Below are 14,265 nucleotides of genomic sequence, written 5' to 3'. Positions count from 1 at the left end.
GGTCACTCCCTTACTAAGTCGACGTGCAGGGTGACGGGCTCGGCGTCCTGCACCACATGTTTGGTCTCTTTGATATGAAATAGCGCGGCTTTGGCCATAAATTTCGGCCGCACCATCTGATCGTTCACCACCGGCACCGGCGAAGGTGACTCTTTGCGCGCATAGCGCGCGGCGTTTTTGCCAATCTGCCGGTAGGTTTCCAGCGTCAGCAGCGGCGCCTGGGAGAACAGCTCCAGGTTGCTGAGCGGCAGCAGATCGCGCTGATGGATGACCGTGGTCCCCTTCGACTGGATACCGATGCCGATCCCCGAGCCGCTCAGGTTGGCAGCATCCCAGGCCATAAAGGAGACGTCGGACGTGCGCAGAATGCGCACCACCCGGGCGTGAAGCCCCTCTTCTTCCACCCCGGCAATCAGCTCTTTGAGGATCGCGCCATGGGGCATATCGATCAGAGTGTGATGCTGGTGTTTATCGAAGGCAGGGCCGACGCCGATCACCACTTCATCGGCGCGTTCATCGGCAGAAGCTACCCCGCCCTCGCGGGTTTTCAGGGTAAAAGAGGGCTGAATTTGGGTTGTCTGTTGCACAGGAATACCGCCTTATTCAATGGTGTCGGGCTGAACCACGCCCGGAATATTTTTGATCTCCGCCCAGCGTTCGGCAGAGATGCGATAGCCGGTGCCCGGCCCCTGATAGTCATTGATGTCGTTGACCGCACTCACCACCTCGAACTGCCGATCGAGAATGGCCGAGGTCTGCAGGTAATCGCCGGTGACCCGCTGGCGCAGCATATTGAGAATATTGCTGGCGATATCCTCAAAGCCGCTGCGGCTCAGCGCGCCGACAATATCGAGGCCGGTGATGTTGCGCTTCATCATCTCTTCCACCGCACTCAGATCCTCCACCACGTTACGCGGCGGCATCTCGTTGCTACCGTGCGCGTAGGTGGCGGCCTCTACCTCCTCGTCGGCGATTGGCGGCAGCCCCAGCTCGCGGAAAACCGCCTGGATCGCCCGCGCCGCTTTCTGGCGAATGGCAATGGTTTCCGCCTCGGTCACCGGACGCAGGCCGCCGTCAACCATCAGGTCACGCTGCAGGATGTTGTAATCATCAAAATCTTCCGCATCGAAGTTCGAGCCGGCGAACATGTTGTCGTAGTTCGGCACCGCGCTGTAGCCGGAGAAAATAAAGTCGGTGCCCGGCAGCATCTGCATCAGGGTGCGCGCGGTGCGGCGAATATCCGAGTGGGAGAAAGTCTGGTCGTTAGCGGACGCCACTTCGAGGTCGAGCATAGAGGCGATCAGGTTTTCCGCCAGCACCGCCCGAATGCCCGACGGCACAGCGCCGGTCATGCCGATACAGCTCACCGCGCCGTTTTGCAGCCCCTGAACCCCGGCGCCTTTGGTAATGAAGATGCAGCGCGATTCGAGGTAGAGCATCGACTTGCTCTCCGAATAGCCCATCAGCGCTTCGGATCCGGTGCCGGAGGTGTAGCGCATTTTCAACCCGCGGGAGGCGTAGGCCGAGGCGAGGAACGCCTTTGACCACGGAGTATCATCGCCGTCGGTAAATACCGCTTCAGTGCCGTAGACCGACACCGTCTCGGCGTAGCTGGTTAAGCCACGCATGCCCAGCTCCAGCTCGGTGGCCTCTTCCACCGAGCACTGCGTCAACACGCCGGGACGGCCGCACTGCGAACCGACCAACAGCGCCAGGGCGTTAAACGGCGCATAGCGCGCGATACCGACCGTGGTCTCCTGTTCTGAGAAGCCGCGGATCCCGGCCTCGGCGGCGTCAGCGGCAATCTGCACCGGATTATCTTTGAGATTGGTGACGTGGCACTGGTTGGAGGGGGTCCGGCGGGCACGCATCTTCTGCAGCGCCATCATCATCTCCACCACGTTCATCTGCGCCATCACCTCGACCGCTTTGGCCGGCGTGATGGCGGTAGTGATGGCAATGATCTCCTCCCGGCTGACGTGAATATCCACCAGCATGCGGGCTATTTCCACCGCCTCCAGGCGCATTGCCTGCTCTGTGCGCTCAACGTTGATCGCGTAATCGGCGATAAATCGGTCGATCATGTCAAACTGGTCCCGGCGTTTGCCGTCCAGTTCGACGATCAGACCGTTGTCCACTTTTACTGAAGAGACCGGGTCAAAGGGGCTGTCCATGGCGATCAGCCCCTCTTCAGGCCACTCGCCAATCAGCCCGTCCTGATTGACGGGGCGCTGGGCCAGTACTGCAAATCGTTTTGATCTTTTCATTGTTCATCGGCTCAAAAGGTGAAATCCGCAGACGGTAGCGAATACGCCGGGCCAGCGTCGTTGCCGCCCGGCCATTACCGGCAATAGCGGAACTTTAAATGAGCCAGTGGTGAAAAAAATAAATTTAATTTCGTTTCAATTTGGCACACGAAATCTACCGACAGTTTCACTATGAAACTTTACTCCGGCGGCAAAAATAAAAAATGTGATCGCCCGCAATGATATAAATCAATTAATAAAAAACGCCCTTAATTACGTTTTGCCGACGCTATTTTAACCCTATTGACTAAATCATGGCGGGCGACAAAATAACGCTGACAAAAATAAAGCAAGCCAACCGAATGGTAATAGTTTTTTACTATCGCCCCCTACTGACTATTCGCGCCAGCGTTATCCTGGTGCGGGAGAGAATGATGAACAAGAGCCAACAAGTTCAGACAATCACCCTGGCCGCCGCCCAGCAAATGGCGGCGGCGGTGGAAAAAAAAGCCACTGAGATCAACGTGGCGGTGGTGTTTTCCGTGGTTGACCGCGGAGGCAACACGCTGCTTATCCAGCGGATGGACGAGGCCTTCGTCTCCAGCTGCGATATTTCCCTGAATAAAGCCTGGAGCGCCTGCAGCCTGAAGCAAGGTACCCATGAAATTACGCCAGCGGTCCAGCCAGGACAATCTCTGTACGGTCTGCAGCTTACCAACCAACAGCGAATTATTATTTTTGGCGGCGGCCTGCCAGTTATTTTTAATGAGCAGGTAATTGGCGCCGTCGGCGTTAGCGGCGGTACGGTCGAGCAGGATCAATTATTAGCACAGTGCGCCCTGGATTGTTTTTCCGCATTATAACCTGAAGCGAGAAGGTATATTATGAGCTATCGTATGTTTGATTATCTGGTGCCAAACGTTAACTTTTTTGGCCCCAACGCCATTTCCGTAGTCGGCGAACGCTGCCAGCTGCTGGGGGGGAAAAAAGCCCTGCTGGTCACCGACAAAGGCCTGCGGGCAATTAAAGATGGCGCGGTGGACAAAACCCTGCATTATCTGCGGGAGGCCGGGATCGAGGTGGCGATCTTTGACGGCGTCGAGCCGAACCCGAAAGACACCAACGTGCGCGACGGCCTCGCCGTGTTTCGCCGCGAACAGTGCGACATCATCGTCACCGTGGGCGGCGGCAGCCCGCACGATTGCGGCAAAGGCATCGGCATCGCCGCCACCCATGAGGGCGATCTGTACCAGTATGCCGGAATCGAGACCCTGACCAACCCGCTGCCGCCTATCGTCGCGGTCAATACCACCGCCGGCACCGCCAGCGAGGTCACCCGCCACTGCGTCCTGACCAACACCGAAACCAAAGTGAAGTTTGTGATCGTCAGCTGGCGCAACCTGCCGTCGGTCTCTATCAACGATCCGCTGCTGATGATCGGTAAACCGGCCGCCCTGACCGCGGCGACCGGGATGGATGCCCTGACCCACGCCGTAGAGGCCTATATCTCCAAAGACGCTAACCCGGTGACGGACGCCGCCGCCATGCAGGCGATCCGCCTCATCGCCCGCAACCTGCGCCAGGCCGTGGCCCTCGGCAGCAATCTGCAGGCGCGGGAAAACATGGCCTATGCCTCTCTGCTGGCCGGGATGGCTTTCAATAACGCCAACCTCGGCTACGTGCACGCCATGGCGCACCAGCTGGGCGGCCTGTACGACATGCCGCACGGCGTGGCCAACGCTGTCCTGCTGCCGCATGTGGCCCGCTACAACCTGATCGCCAACCCGGAGAAATTCGCCGAGATTGCTGAACTGATGGGCGAAAATATCACCGGACTGTCCACTCTCGACGCGGCGGAAAAAGCCATCGCCGCTATCACGCGTCTGTCGATGGATATCGGTATTCCGCAGCATCTGCGCGATCTGGGAGTAAAAGAGGCCGACTTCCCCTACATGGCTGAGATGGCTCTGAAAGACGGCAATGCGTTCTCGAACCCGCGTAAAGGCAACGAGCAGGAGATTGCCGCGATTTTCCGCCAGGCATTCTGAGTGTTAACGAGGGGACCGTCATGTCGCTTTCACCGCCAGGCGTACGCCTGTTTTACGATCCGCGCGGGCACCATGCCGGCGCCATCAATGAGCTGTGCTGGGGGCTGGAGGAGCAGGGGGTCCCCTGCCAGACCATAACCTATGACGGAGGCGGTGACGCCGCTGCGCTGGGCGCCCTGGCGGCCAGAAGCTCGCCCCTGCGGGTGGGTATCGGGCTCAGCGCGTCCGGCGAGATAGCCCTCACTCATGCCCAGCTGCCGGCGGACGCGCCGCTGGCTACCGGACACGTCACCGATAGCGACGATCATCTGCGTACGCTCGGCGCCAACGCCGGGCAGCTGGTTAAAGTCCTGCCGTTAAGTGAGAGAAACTGAATGTATCGTATCTATACCCGCACCGGGGATAAAGGCACCACCGCCCTGTACGGCGGCAGCCGCATCGAGAAAGACCATATTCGCGTCGAGGCCTACGGCACCGTCGATGAACTGATATCCCAACTGGGCGTCTGCTACGCCACGACCCGCGACGCCGGGCTCCGGGAAAGCCTGCACCATATTCAGCAGACGCTGTTCGTGCTGGGGGCTGAACTGGCCAGCGATGCGCGGGGCCTGACCCGCCTGAGCCAGACGGTCGGCGAAGAGGAGATCACCGCCCTGGAGCGGCTTATCGACCGCAATATGGCCGAGAGCGGCCCGTTAAAACAGTTCGTGATCCCGGGGAGGAATCTCGCCTCTGCCCAGCTGCACGTGGCGCGCACCCAGTCCCGTCGGCTCGAACGCCTGCTGACGGCCATGGACCGCGCGCATCCGCTGCGCGACGCGCTCAAACGCTACAGCAATCGCCTGTCGGATGCCCTGTTCTCCATGGCGCGTATCGAGGAGACTAGGCCTGATGCTTGCGCTTGAATTGGCTGGCGTCAATATCGTACTGCTTCATTTTGCGCCACAGGGTGGTGCGGCCGATATTGAGCAGCTGCGACATCTCCTGCACCCGCCCGCTGGTCACCCGGGCGGCGTGAATAATAGCTTCCTTTTCGATGGCGCTAAAGGTCAGGCTGGCCGGCAGCAGCGATGACGCGCTATCCCCGCCCGGCCGCTCGGAAAAGAGATATTCCGGCAGATTACTCAGGCGAATGTGGCCGTTGTCGCTGCTGATGGCGATATTCTCAATGACGCTGTTGAGCTCAAAATCATTCCCCGGCCATGAGTAGGCCACCAGCTGCGCCAGCGCGTCATCGTCCACTTTCAGTCGCGAAGAGAAACGCTTCTCCAGGCTCTTCAACCGGTTATGCACCAGCGACGGAATACTGTTGCGTCGGGCGCGCAGCGGCGGGATGACGATCTCAAAGGAGTGCAGCGCATAGTACAGCTGGCGGCTAAAGCGGTTCTGTTCCACAAGATTGGCCAGATCGACGGTGGTGGTGGCAATCACCTTCACATCCACCGGGATCAGGCGCCGGGCGTCGAGGCGGGTGAGCACGCCCTGCTTAATCACCTGCAGCAGGGCCGACTGCAGCTCCGGCGCCAGATACTCGATCTTTTCCAGAAACAGGGTGCCGCCGTTGGCCAGCTCAAGGCGGCTCAGGCGACCATTTTCATCGTCGGTAGGGGCGCTGCCCATAAAGTCCTGGCCCAGCACGCTGTCGGCATATAGCTGGCAGTTGACGGCGATGTAGGGGCCGCCCGCCCGTTCGCTTTCATTGTGGATAGCCTGGCTCAGCAGCTCTTTCCCAACCCCCTCTTCGCCGCACAGCAGCACCGGGAAGCCACCGCGCGCCGCCTGGCGGCCAAAGTGGATCAGGCGTCGGGTTTCCGGATCGTCGGCAGACATCTGCTCAAAGGTGTGGCTCACTTTACCGAGCTGGCTGGTCATCAGCTGCCGCATCTGCTCCACCGGGTGCAGCAGCAGAATAAAACTGTTGCCTTGCGCCTCGACAATCGGTTTTAAGGTGATCACCGCATCGACAAACTGATGCTGACTTTCAAAGGTGACTTCGACGTGATTCAGGCCACGGGCGTGTTTGATGGCGCGGCGCAGCAGCGCCGGGAGGGTCACCAGATCGGCGATATTTTTCCCCTGGCTGGCCTGAGCATCAAGATGCAGCAGTCTCGCCGCCTGAACATTGAGAAACTGCAGCACGCCCTGTTCGTTCCACGCCATCACCCCATCGTCCATGCTCTCCAGCAGGCCGTACATCTGATTGAGGTGACGGTTAGATTCCGCCAGCAGGCTGTCGGTAAGCAGGGAGTTACCCACCTCGCGGGCGATGGCCAGCGTCAGGGAGAGGTCGGCGCTGGACTGGTACTCGACCAGACAGCAAAGCGAGATAGAGCCGAACAGCCGCCCGTGGTTATCAAACACCGGCGTCGAGCAAAAACTCCATGGCTGTAGCGCCTGCTTAAAATGCCGATCGCCGGCGGTGTTGATCGGCTGGCCCTGCATCGCGGCCAGCGACAGCGCGCAGGTGCCGATAATGCTCTCCGCACAATAGCTGCCGTCGCGAAATCCCAGGGCAGCCAGCTGGGCCAGGGTTTGCGGCTCGCCGCAACGGCTCAGGATGCAGGCAGACTCATCAAGAATAAACAGCGCGCAGGGGCGGCCGTCCATAAACTCCCAGGCGTCTTCCAGCGCCGCCTGGCCGATGGTCAGCAGCGCGGTTTTACGCCGACAGATGGAGTCGAAGGTCAGGCCCTGGGCCTGGTGCGGCGTTTGCCAGGTTTCGCGCTGCATAAACTTGCTGCAGCGGTGCCATGACTGGGCGATGACGGAAGAGACCACCTTCCCGGTTTCCTGAGTCTGAACAGTCATATCCTTTTCCGCGTTGTACCATAGAGAACCCCTCCGGCAGCGACTGCCGGAGGGGAGAAAGAAAAACCGCTGACCTGGGCCAGCGGTTTAGCCACCGCGAATTAACGCGCCAGCCACTGCTGGCCTAACAGATCGGCGGTGAGGATAGCGGCATGGACGCTCTCCGGGGTCACCGCAAACGGCATATTATGGATGGTTTCCCCTTCCGCGCAGGTGGCTTTCGCCACCGCGGCGATTTTCTCGTCGATCCCCTCTTTGACGCCCATCTGCGCGAGCGTCACCGGCAGGCCGACGCGCTGGCAGAAGCCCAGCACCGTTTCAATCTCGTCCATCGGGCTGTTCTGTAGCACCAGCTGCGCCAGGGTACCGAAGGCCACTTTCTCACCGTGATACAGATGGTGGCACTCTTCAAGAATGGTGAAACCGTTGTGGATTGCGTGGGCGGCGGCCAGGCCACTGCTTTCAAAGCCAATGCCGCTGAGGTAAGTGTTCGCCTCGATGATGCGCTCCAGCGCTTCGGTCACTACCCCGGCCTGCGCCGCCAGACGGGCCTTTTCGCCCTCCGCCAGCAGCGTATCATAGCACAGGCGCGCCAGGCTCAGCGCCGCCACGGTGGACTGCCCGCCCGCCATGCTGATCGCCCGAGCGTCATAACAGGCTTTCGCTTCAAACCAGGTCGAGAGCGCATCGCCCATCCCGGCCACCAGCAGACGTACCGGCGCTTTGGCAATAATTGCGGTATCCATCACCACCATATCCGGGTTTTTCGGGTAGATCAGATACTCTTCAAACTCACCCGCTTCGGTATAGATAACGGACAGCGCGCTGGTTGGCGCATCGGTTGAGGCGATGGTCGGGATCACCACTACCGGCAGCTTCTGGTAATAACCAATTGCTTTGGCGGTATCTAACGTTTTCCCACCGCCAATCCCAACCACGCCGCGGCAACCGTGTTTTTTCAGAATGGCAATCAGGCGATTAATTTCAACATGGCTGCATTCACCGTTGAAGCGTTCCGCGTGGCAGCTAATGTCATGGCTGTGCAGGCCATTGAGTACCTTTTCTCCCGCCAGCTTCATGACGAAGTCGTCCGCAATCACGAAAAAGCTGTCCGCCAGATTTTTAGCGTATTGACCAAATAAGGTAGAAGCGTCAGGACCCTGGAGATATTTGGCTGGAGATTGAATAACTTTTAGCATTCCTTTCATCCTCAAATAAGTACATGTTTTTACATGGTGAGCCCTGGCGTTAACCCGTTTAGCCTGATGTTGACGGCGAAAGCGGACGTACCGGAGCGATGTAATAACTGTATGGCGAGGCGTGTACAAAAAAATCTTTCGTCATTTTGTTCTGATATGGAACAGATAAAAATGACATGCGTTTCATATTGGAACGCTTAACCACAAAAATAATGAGATTTGCGATCTCGATCCGTTCCGTTACCGCGAAATTACCGACAAACACGATGATAAATTTCCCCAATTACGCGCCATCCTGGGTAAAGCCCCGCAAAAAAGACTGACTGCGCCGTGTGGCCTGCTCTGATCGCAGGAGGAAAAAGTCGAGCGAGTTCGCATTGTGATGATTTCTCGCCTAATTAAGTTTCATTTCGGAACAAAAAACAGCAATCACGTTTCGTAATGAAACTCATTTTCGTGTTGTTTTTTTCCATGCTGACTTCGCCAGAATCTCTCTATCGCCTCCGCACCATGAACATGCATTCGGGGGGTTGTCTTACACTCAACCTCGAGGAGCCGTTATGTCTCAATTCTTTTTTAATCAACGCCCCCATCTCGTTAGCGACGTGATCGACGGTACAATTATCACCAGCCCGTGGAATAACCTGGCGCGTCTGGAGAGCGACCCGGCGATCCGTGTAGTGGTACGCCGCGATCTGAATAAAAACAACGTGGCGGTGATTTCCGGCGGCGGCTCCGGCCATGAACCGGCGCACGTCGGCTTTATTGGTAAAGGCATGCTGACCGCCGCGGTCTGCGGCGATCTGTTCGCCTCGCCGAGCGTCGATGCGGTACTCACCGCGATTCAGGCGGTGACCGGCGAGGCGGGCTGTCTGACCTGCTCCCCGTTGATTAGTACACCCCGATGTTAGTAATGTCTTCATAAGCCACATGAGGACATCCCCATGAAGAAGCGTTTTTCCGACGAACAGATCATCAGTATTCTCCGCGAAGCCGAAGCTGGGGTACCCGCCCGTGAACTCTGCCGCAAGCATGCCATTTCCGATGCCACGTTTTACATCTGGCGTAAGAAGTATGGCGGTATGGAGGTGCCTGAAGTTAAGCGCCTGAAGTCGCTTGAGGAAGAGAACGCCAGACTCAAGAAGCTGCTTGCCGAAGCCATGCTGGATAAAGAGGCGCTTCAGGTGGCTCTTGGGCGAAAGTACTGACGACAGACCAGAAGCGGGAAGCCGTGATGTTGATGTGTGATGCGACCGGTCTGTCGCAACGTCGTGCCTGCAGGCTTACAGGTTTATCCCTGTCGACCTGCCGCTATGAGGCTCACCGTCCGGCTGCTGATGCGCATTTATCAGGGCGCATCACTGAGCTGGCACTGGAGCGCAGGCGTTTTGGCTACCGTCGTATTTGCCAGTTGCTGCGCCGTGAAGGGCTTCATGTTAATCATAAGCGCGTGTACCGGCTTTATCACCTCAGTGGCCTGGGCGTAAAACGCAGAAGACGTCGTAAAGGGCTGGCAACAGAACGTCTGCCGCTGCTCCGTCCGGCGGCGCCCAATCTGACCTGGTCGATGGATTTCGTCATGGACGCACTTTCCACCGGTCGCAGGATCAAGTGTCTTACCTGCGTCGATGATTTCACAAAGGAATGCCTGACGGTCACTGTTGCCTTTGGGATTTCAGGCGTTCAGGTCACGCGTATTCTGGACAGCATTGCACTGTTTCGAGGCTATCCGGGCGTCGATGTTTTTCTGCCTAAATCGGGTTCAACGCTGGTTGTGCCGCAGCAACTGATACTTCCGGATACCGTGCGCGAGGGGATTGTCATCAACGTCGCCGAGATGCGGCTTTACTATTATCCTGCTGGCAGCAATACGGTTGAGGTTTTACCCATTGACATTGGTCAGGCGGGTAGAGAAACGCCGCGTAACTGGGTGACGGCGGTCGAACGTAAGCAGGAAGCACCAAGCTGGACGCCGACGCCAAATACCCGACGTGAATACGCCGCTCGCGGTGAAAGCTTGCCGGCTTTTGTTCCTGCCGGGCCAGAAAATCCGATGGGCCTGTATGCAATTTATATTGGCAGGCTTTATGCCATTCACGGGACAAATGCCAATTTCGGTATTGGTTTGCGGGTAAGTCAGGGGTGCATCCGTTTGCGGAATGATGACATCAAGCACCTGTTTGATACGGTGCCTGTAGGGACGCGTGTACAATTAATTGACCGACCGGTGAAATACAGCGAAGAGCCGGACGGTAGTCGCTGGGTGGAAGTACATGAGCCGCTGTCACGAAACCGTTCGGAATACGAGTCTGACAGAAAGGTGCCTTTGTCAGTCACTCCCGCTTTGCGCACCTTTATCAGCGGGAATGACGTGGATGTGAGCCGCGGGAGCCAGGCACTGGAAAGGCGCTCCGGTATGCCGGTGAACATCAGCCTGGTACAGAAGCATTATTAATTTTCAGGGCGACTTTGTTGACCTTCAGGTCGGATGGGTCGCTTTTTTAATTTGATACTGCCCCATTTTTACCACGCCAATATGGTCAGCCATTAGTTGGGCTTCGTGTTCACTGTGGGTAACCAACAGCGCCGTTTGCCCGGCGGCGCGCAAAATATCCCGTACCTCGTTGCCAAGACGCTCACGTGTGCGCTTATCCAGGCTGGAGAAGGGTTCATCCAGCAACAGGATTTCCGGATGTGGCGCCAACGCGCGCGCAAGGGCGATACGCTGTTGTTGCCCGCCGGAAAGCTCATGCGGATAGCGGTTGGCATGGCTGTGTAACTCCACCATTTTCAACAGCTCAGTCACTCTGGCCTGTTGTTCCTCACGCGGCATGCGACGCAATCCAAAGGCCACATTTTGCTGCGCGGTCAGATGGGGGAATAACGCATACTCCTGGAAGACCATGCCGACATGACGTTTTTCCGGTGGCAGATGAACGCCGGGACCGGCAACACGTCGCTGTGACACATAGATCTCTCCGTTTTGCAGGCGTTCAAATCCGGCAACTGCGCGTAGTACCGTGGTTTTTCCGCAGCCTGAGGCACCCAGCAGACAGGCAATTTCACCTTTACGTACCGACATTGAAAATCCGCTCAGTACCGATTGCTGGCTGTTGCCATAAGCAACGTGTACATCCTGGAGTCGTAATGCAATTTCTGACATTGTTGCTCTCTTAACCACGGCGAGTCATTTGGTGACGCACCAACAAAATAACCGGTAGCGTGCCAGCTAAAACAATCATTAGCGCGGCGATAGCACCTTCTTCATAGGTTCCACGTGCGGCTTCCGCATACAGTAACGTTGCCAGCGTTTCAAAATTGACCGGGCGCAAAAGCAACGTTGTTGGCAGCTCTTTCATGGCATCAGCAAAAACCAGCAGGGCACTGCTGACTAATGCCGGGCGCAGCAGGGGAAAATGGACTCGTGCAAACGTCCCCGCACCATTCTCGCCCAACAGACGAGACGCCTGTTCCAGCGAAGGTGGAATGCGGCCCAGACCAGAATCCAGCGCGCCAATGGCAATCGCCTGGAATCGCATGGCACAACAAATTACCAGCAGGATCCCTGCGGACATCAGCGGCAGGCCGCGAACATCCAGTAAATCGGCCAGCCAGCGGTCGACAGCCATGGCGGGGGGTAAAAAACCAATCGCCAGAATTGTGCCGGGAACCGCATAGCCTAAAGAGGCCAGACGCATCACGCCGCGACGAAATCCCGGCATGGCGTTGTCTGCGGCGCTATGGCGGGCGCTCCAGGCCACCAGCATACTGACACAAACCACCACCAGCGTGGTTCCCGCTGCCAGCGATAGCGTATTTTGCAATGCTGACAGTAACGAAGAGGAAAGGGGGTTCTCATCGCCTATGCGTTTGGCGCTTTCCCACATTAAAAACAGTACCGGTGCCAGAAAACCCAGTACAACCGGCAGTGAAATAACGCCACCGAGCAGCCAACCGCGCCAGCCCTGCACGCGCGAAGGTTGAATTTCCCGCAGGCTGCGGCTGCTGAATCCTTGTTTTCTGCGACCATAAAATTCCAGTGTCAGAATCAGGAATATAAACATCAGCATCATGCAGGCAATTTGCGCCGCAGCAGATAAATCAGAACGCGAGATCCATGTGGTGTACACGGTAACGGTTAACGTCTGTACCCCGAGAAACTCCGATGCGCCAATATCGTTGAGCGTTTCCAGCAGTGCCAGGCTGATCCCAACGGCCAGTGCCGGACGGGCCATGGGCAAAGCAACACGAAAAAAGGTTCCGGTTGCGCTGCATCCCAGCGTGCGTGCGGCTTCCAGTAAATGGGCGGGCTGGCTGATAAACATAGCGCGGGTTGTCAGATACACGTATGGGTAAAGCACTAATCCGAGCAGGATGATTGCGCCGGAAAGTGAGCGTAAATCTGGCAGCCGGAACTGTCTTGGGCTGTCAAAGCCCAGTAAAAAACGGATAAAGGTTTGCAGGGGGCCAATCGGATGCAGCAGATCGAGCCACGCAAAGGCCACAATGTAGGTTGGCATTGCCAGCGGCAACAGTAACGCCCAGCTAAGAATTTTACGTCCAGGAAAATCCCATGCCGTTACCGCCCATGCGCTGCCTACGCCAATCACGCCGACCATCACCGCGACACCGGCTAATAACAGCACGGTATTTTTTAGTGCGGCAGGCAGTACATACGTCAGGAGATTATCCCAGTGAGATAAATTGGCCTGGGTAGCCTGCCAAATTAGCGCAATGATCGGTGTCAGAACGCCAAGCGCTACGCACAGTGCGCCAAGATGTAGCGGCGTTAATAATGACTGCGGCCCGGAAACCAGGCCGCGTAACGTCGGAAACTGCAGAGGTTTATTGATCGAATCCAACTTTATCTACCAGCAGACTAGCTTGTTTACGATATTTAACGATTTCGGTTAACGGCGTTTTATCGACGTTGATTTCACCAATAGTTGCGCTGATAACCGGATCAAGCGTCACGCCTTTCAGTACCGGGTATTCGAAGTTCGCTTTCGCATACTGCTGCTGGGCAGGTGCGGAAACCAGATATTCCATCAGCTTAACGGCATCGGCTTTATTTGGCGCATAGCGGGCTACAGCTGCGCCACTGATGTTGACGTGTGTACCGCCATTTTCAAAGGTGGGTTTAACGACTTTAATCGCATCGCCCCACTGACGTGCATCACTGCCTTCTTTGGCGTTTTTCATATGGCCGACGTAATAGGAGTTGGCGAGACCAATATCGCAAATTCGGCCGAGAATATCGCGAGCAACATCGCGGTCGCCACCGGTAGCTTTACGCGCCAGGTTAGCTTTCACACCGCGCAGCCATTCTTCGGTCTTTGCTTCACCGTGATGAGCAATCATTGCGGCGATCAGCGCCGTGTTATACGGGTGCTGTCCGGAACGAATACAGACTTTACCTTTGTACTCAGGGCTGGCGAGTTGTTCGTAATGCCAGTTATCGATTGGCAGTGACTTCTCGGCATACAGCACGCGGGCACGCATCGACAGCGCAAACCACTGATTATCTGCGCCGCGCAGATTAGCCGGAATAGCGGTTTTTAGTGCTTCTGACTCTACAGGCTGAGTTACACCCGCTTCCACTAAATCAATGAGGTTACCGGCATCGACGGTCATCAGCAGGTCGGCAGGTGAATTTTTACCTTCAGCTTTAACGCGCTCAAGCATACCGTCCTTGATATAGACCGTACTGACTTTGATGCCGCTGGTTTTGGTCCAGCTATCAAGCAAAGGCTGGATCAGACCCGGTTCACGGGTGGTATAGAGCGTTAACGTTTCCTGAGCGAACGCCGGTAGGCTAACTGAGAAGACCAGGACAGAGGCAAATGTGATACGGCGCAGTCCGGCGCGAGGCAGAGAATTCATCGTTTATATCCCAGAGTAATTGGAACGTACAGTGAACCGAGCGGGGGGATCGTTCCTTTGGCTCGCGTACAATAAATGATA

11 protein-coding genes and 3 pseudogenes are annotated in these 14,265 nt (G+C 56.9%); 7 read left to right on the top strand and 7 right to left on the bottom strand.

All coding sequences use genetic code 11. The features are described from left to right. Positions 1–2: 2 nt before the first annotated feature. Together ACQ0PY_RS03495 and ACQ0PY_RS03490 are read right to left on the bottom strand one after the other, a co-directional pair. Positions 3–587: a propanediol/glycerol family dehydratase medium subunit gene (locus ACQ0PY_RS03495; RefSeq protein WP_002917672.1), complete on the bottom strand. Its 585-nt coding sequence runs from the start codon at positions 585–587 to the stop codon at positions 3–5. A 12-nt stretch (positions 588–599) separates the two neighbouring features. Then, complete coding sequence (locus tag ACQ0PY_RS03490; RefSeq protein WP_002917676.1) at positions 600–2,267, bottom strand: propanediol/glycerol family dehydratase large subunit; 1,668 nt, start codon at positions 2,265–2,267, stop codon at positions 600–602. Between the two features lie 413 nt (positions 2,268–2,680). On the opposite strand from ACQ0PY_RS03490, the gene ACQ0PY_RS03485 reads away from it, so the two are divergent. From ACQ0PY_RS03485 to ACQ0PY_RS03470, 4 genes are read left to right on the top strand one after another with little or no spacing between them, the layout of a single operon-like run. Further along, positions 2,681–3,109 carry a GlcG/HbpS family heme-binding protein gene (locus ACQ0PY_RS03485; protein WP_014599267.1) on the top strand — a complete coding sequence of 143 codons (429 nt, stop codon included), beginning with the start codon at positions 2,681–2,683 and terminating at the stop codon, positions 3,107–3,109. Positions 3,110–3,130: 21 nt separating this feature from the next. Next, positions 3,131–4,294, top strand: a complete 1,164-nt coding sequence (gene dhaT, locus ACQ0PY_RS03480) for a 1,3-propanediol dehydrogenase (RefSeq protein WP_023336801.1) — start codon at positions 3,131–3,133, stop codon at positions 4,292–4,294. 20 nt (positions 4,295–4,314) lie between these two features. Continuing rightward, the gene (locus ACQ0PY_RS03475) at positions 4,315–4,668 is read left to right on the top strand and encodes a glycerol dehydratase reactivase beta/small subunit family protein (RefSeq protein ID WP_002917678.1); all 354 of its coding nucleotides are present in this window, start codon (positions 4,315–4,317) and stop codon (positions 4,666–4,668) included. Then, positions 4,669–5,199 (top strand): cob(I)yrinic acid a,c-diamide adenosyltransferase, encoded by a 531-nt coding sequence (locus ACQ0PY_RS03470; protein ID WP_004210508.1) that lies wholly within the window; start codon positions 4,669–4,671, stop codon positions 5,197–5,199. On the opposite strand, the gene dhaR is transcribed toward ACQ0PY_RS03470, so the two are convergent. Both dhaR and ACQ0PY_RS03460 read right to left on the bottom strand, forming a co-directional pair. Then, positions 5,177–7,102 carry a dihydroxyacetone kinase operon transcriptional regulator DhaR gene (gene dhaR, locus ACQ0PY_RS03465; RefSeq protein ID WP_042921246.1) on the bottom strand — a complete coding sequence of 642 codons (1,926 nt, stop codon included), beginning with the start codon at positions 7,100–7,102 and terminating at the stop codon, positions 5,177–5,179. The genes ACQ0PY_RS03470 and dhaR overlap by 23 nt on opposite strands. A 101-nt stretch (positions 7,103–7,203) precedes the next feature. Further along, positions 7,204–8,301 (bottom strand): glycerol dehydrogenase, encoded by a 1,098-nt coding sequence (locus tag ACQ0PY_RS03460; protein ID WP_042922263.1) that lies wholly within the window; start codon positions 8,299–8,301, stop codon positions 7,204–7,206. 560 nt (positions 8,302–8,861) lie between these two features. Between ACQ0PY_RS03460 and ACQ0PY_RS03455 the strand changes: the two are divergent. The 3 pseudogenes from ACQ0PY_RS03455 to ACQ0PY_RS03445 all read left to right on the top strand — a co-directional run. Next, positions 8,862–9,176: pseudogene (locus tag ACQ0PY_RS03455) on the top strand (dihydroxyacetone kinase subunit DhaK); the annotation flags it as partial. A gap of 69 nt (positions 9,177–9,245) precedes the next feature. Then, a pseudogene (locus tag ACQ0PY_RS03450) lies at positions 9,246–10,033 on the top strand (IS3-like element ISSen4 family transposase); the annotation flags it as partial. Continuing rightward, positions 10,031–10,756 (top strand): annotated as a pseudogene (locus ACQ0PY_RS03445) (L,D-transpeptidase family protein); the annotation flags it as partial. The pseudogenes ACQ0PY_RS03450 and ACQ0PY_RS03445, both read left to right, overlap by 3 nt. 24 nt (positions 10,757–10,780) lie before the next feature. Here the strand turns inward: ACQ0PY_RS03445 and ACQ0PY_RS03440 are convergent. The 3 genes from ACQ0PY_RS03440 to ACQ0PY_RS03430 are packed head-to-tail and all read right to left on the bottom strand — an operon-like array spanning position 10,781 to position 14,184. Beyond that, a complete protein-coding gene (locus tag ACQ0PY_RS03440) occupies positions 10,781–11,464 on the bottom strand; it encodes an ABC transporter ATP-binding protein (protein ID WP_032669186.1) in 684 nt (227 codons plus the stop codon). A 10-nt stretch (positions 11,465–11,474) separates the two neighbouring features. After that, on the bottom strand, positions 11,475–13,163 hold the full coding sequence (locus tag ACQ0PY_RS03435) for an ABC transporter permease (protein ID WP_032669185.1): 1,689 nt from the start codon (positions 13,161–13,163) through the stop codon (positions 11,475–11,477). Next, positions 13,147–14,184 (bottom strand): extracellular solute-binding protein, encoded by a 1,038-nt coding sequence (locus ACQ0PY_RS03430; RefSeq protein ID WP_032669183.1) that lies wholly within the window; start codon positions 14,182–14,184, stop codon positions 13,147–13,149. The genes ACQ0PY_RS03435 and ACQ0PY_RS03430 overlap by 17 nt, the downstream gene beginning before the upstream one ends. Positions 14,185–14,265 lie beyond the last annotated feature (81 nt).

The sequence above is a fragment of the Citrobacter sp. LST-B2 genome, from assembly GCF_057983045.1.
This window is presented reverse-complemented; position numbering and strand designations above follow the sequence as displayed.

Bases quoted from the DNA above. Each gene is read 5' to 3' on its own strand.
- ACQ0PY_RS03430 (WP_032669183.1), bottom strand. From the start codon at position 14,184: ATGAATTCTCTGCCTCGCGCCGGACTGCGCCGTATCACATTTGCCTCT.
- ACQ0PY_RS03470 (WP_004210508.1), top strand. From the start codon at position 4,669: ATGTATCGTATCTATACCCGCACCGGGGATAAAGGCACCACCGCCCTG.
- ACQ0PY_RS03475 (WP_002917678.1), top strand. From the start codon at position 4,315: ATGTCGCTTTCACCGCCAGGCGTACGCCTGTTTTACGATCCGCGCGGG.
- ACQ0PY_RS03440 (WP_032669186.1), bottom strand. From the start codon at position 11,464: ATGTCAGAAATTGCATTACGACTCCAGGATGTACACGTTGCTTATGGC.
- dhaR (WP_042921246.1), bottom strand. From the start codon at position 7,102: ATGACTGTTCAGACTCAGGAAACCGGGAAGGTGGTCTCTTCCGTCATC.
- dhaT (WP_023336801.1), top strand. From the start codon at position 3,131: ATGAGCTATCGTATGTTTGATTATCTGGTGCCAAACGTTAACTTTTTT.
- ACQ0PY_RS03460 (WP_042922263.1), bottom strand. From the start codon at position 8,301: ATGCTAAAAGTTATTCAATCTCCAGCCAAATATCTCCAGGGTCCTGAC.
- ACQ0PY_RS03490 (WP_002917676.1), bottom strand. From the start codon at position 2,267: ATGAAAAGATCAAAACGATTTGCAGTACTGGCCCAGCGCCCCGTCAAT.
- ACQ0PY_RS03485 (WP_014599267.1), top strand. From the start codon at position 2,681: ATGAACAAGAGCCAACAAGTTCAGACAATCACCCTGGCCGCCGCCCAG.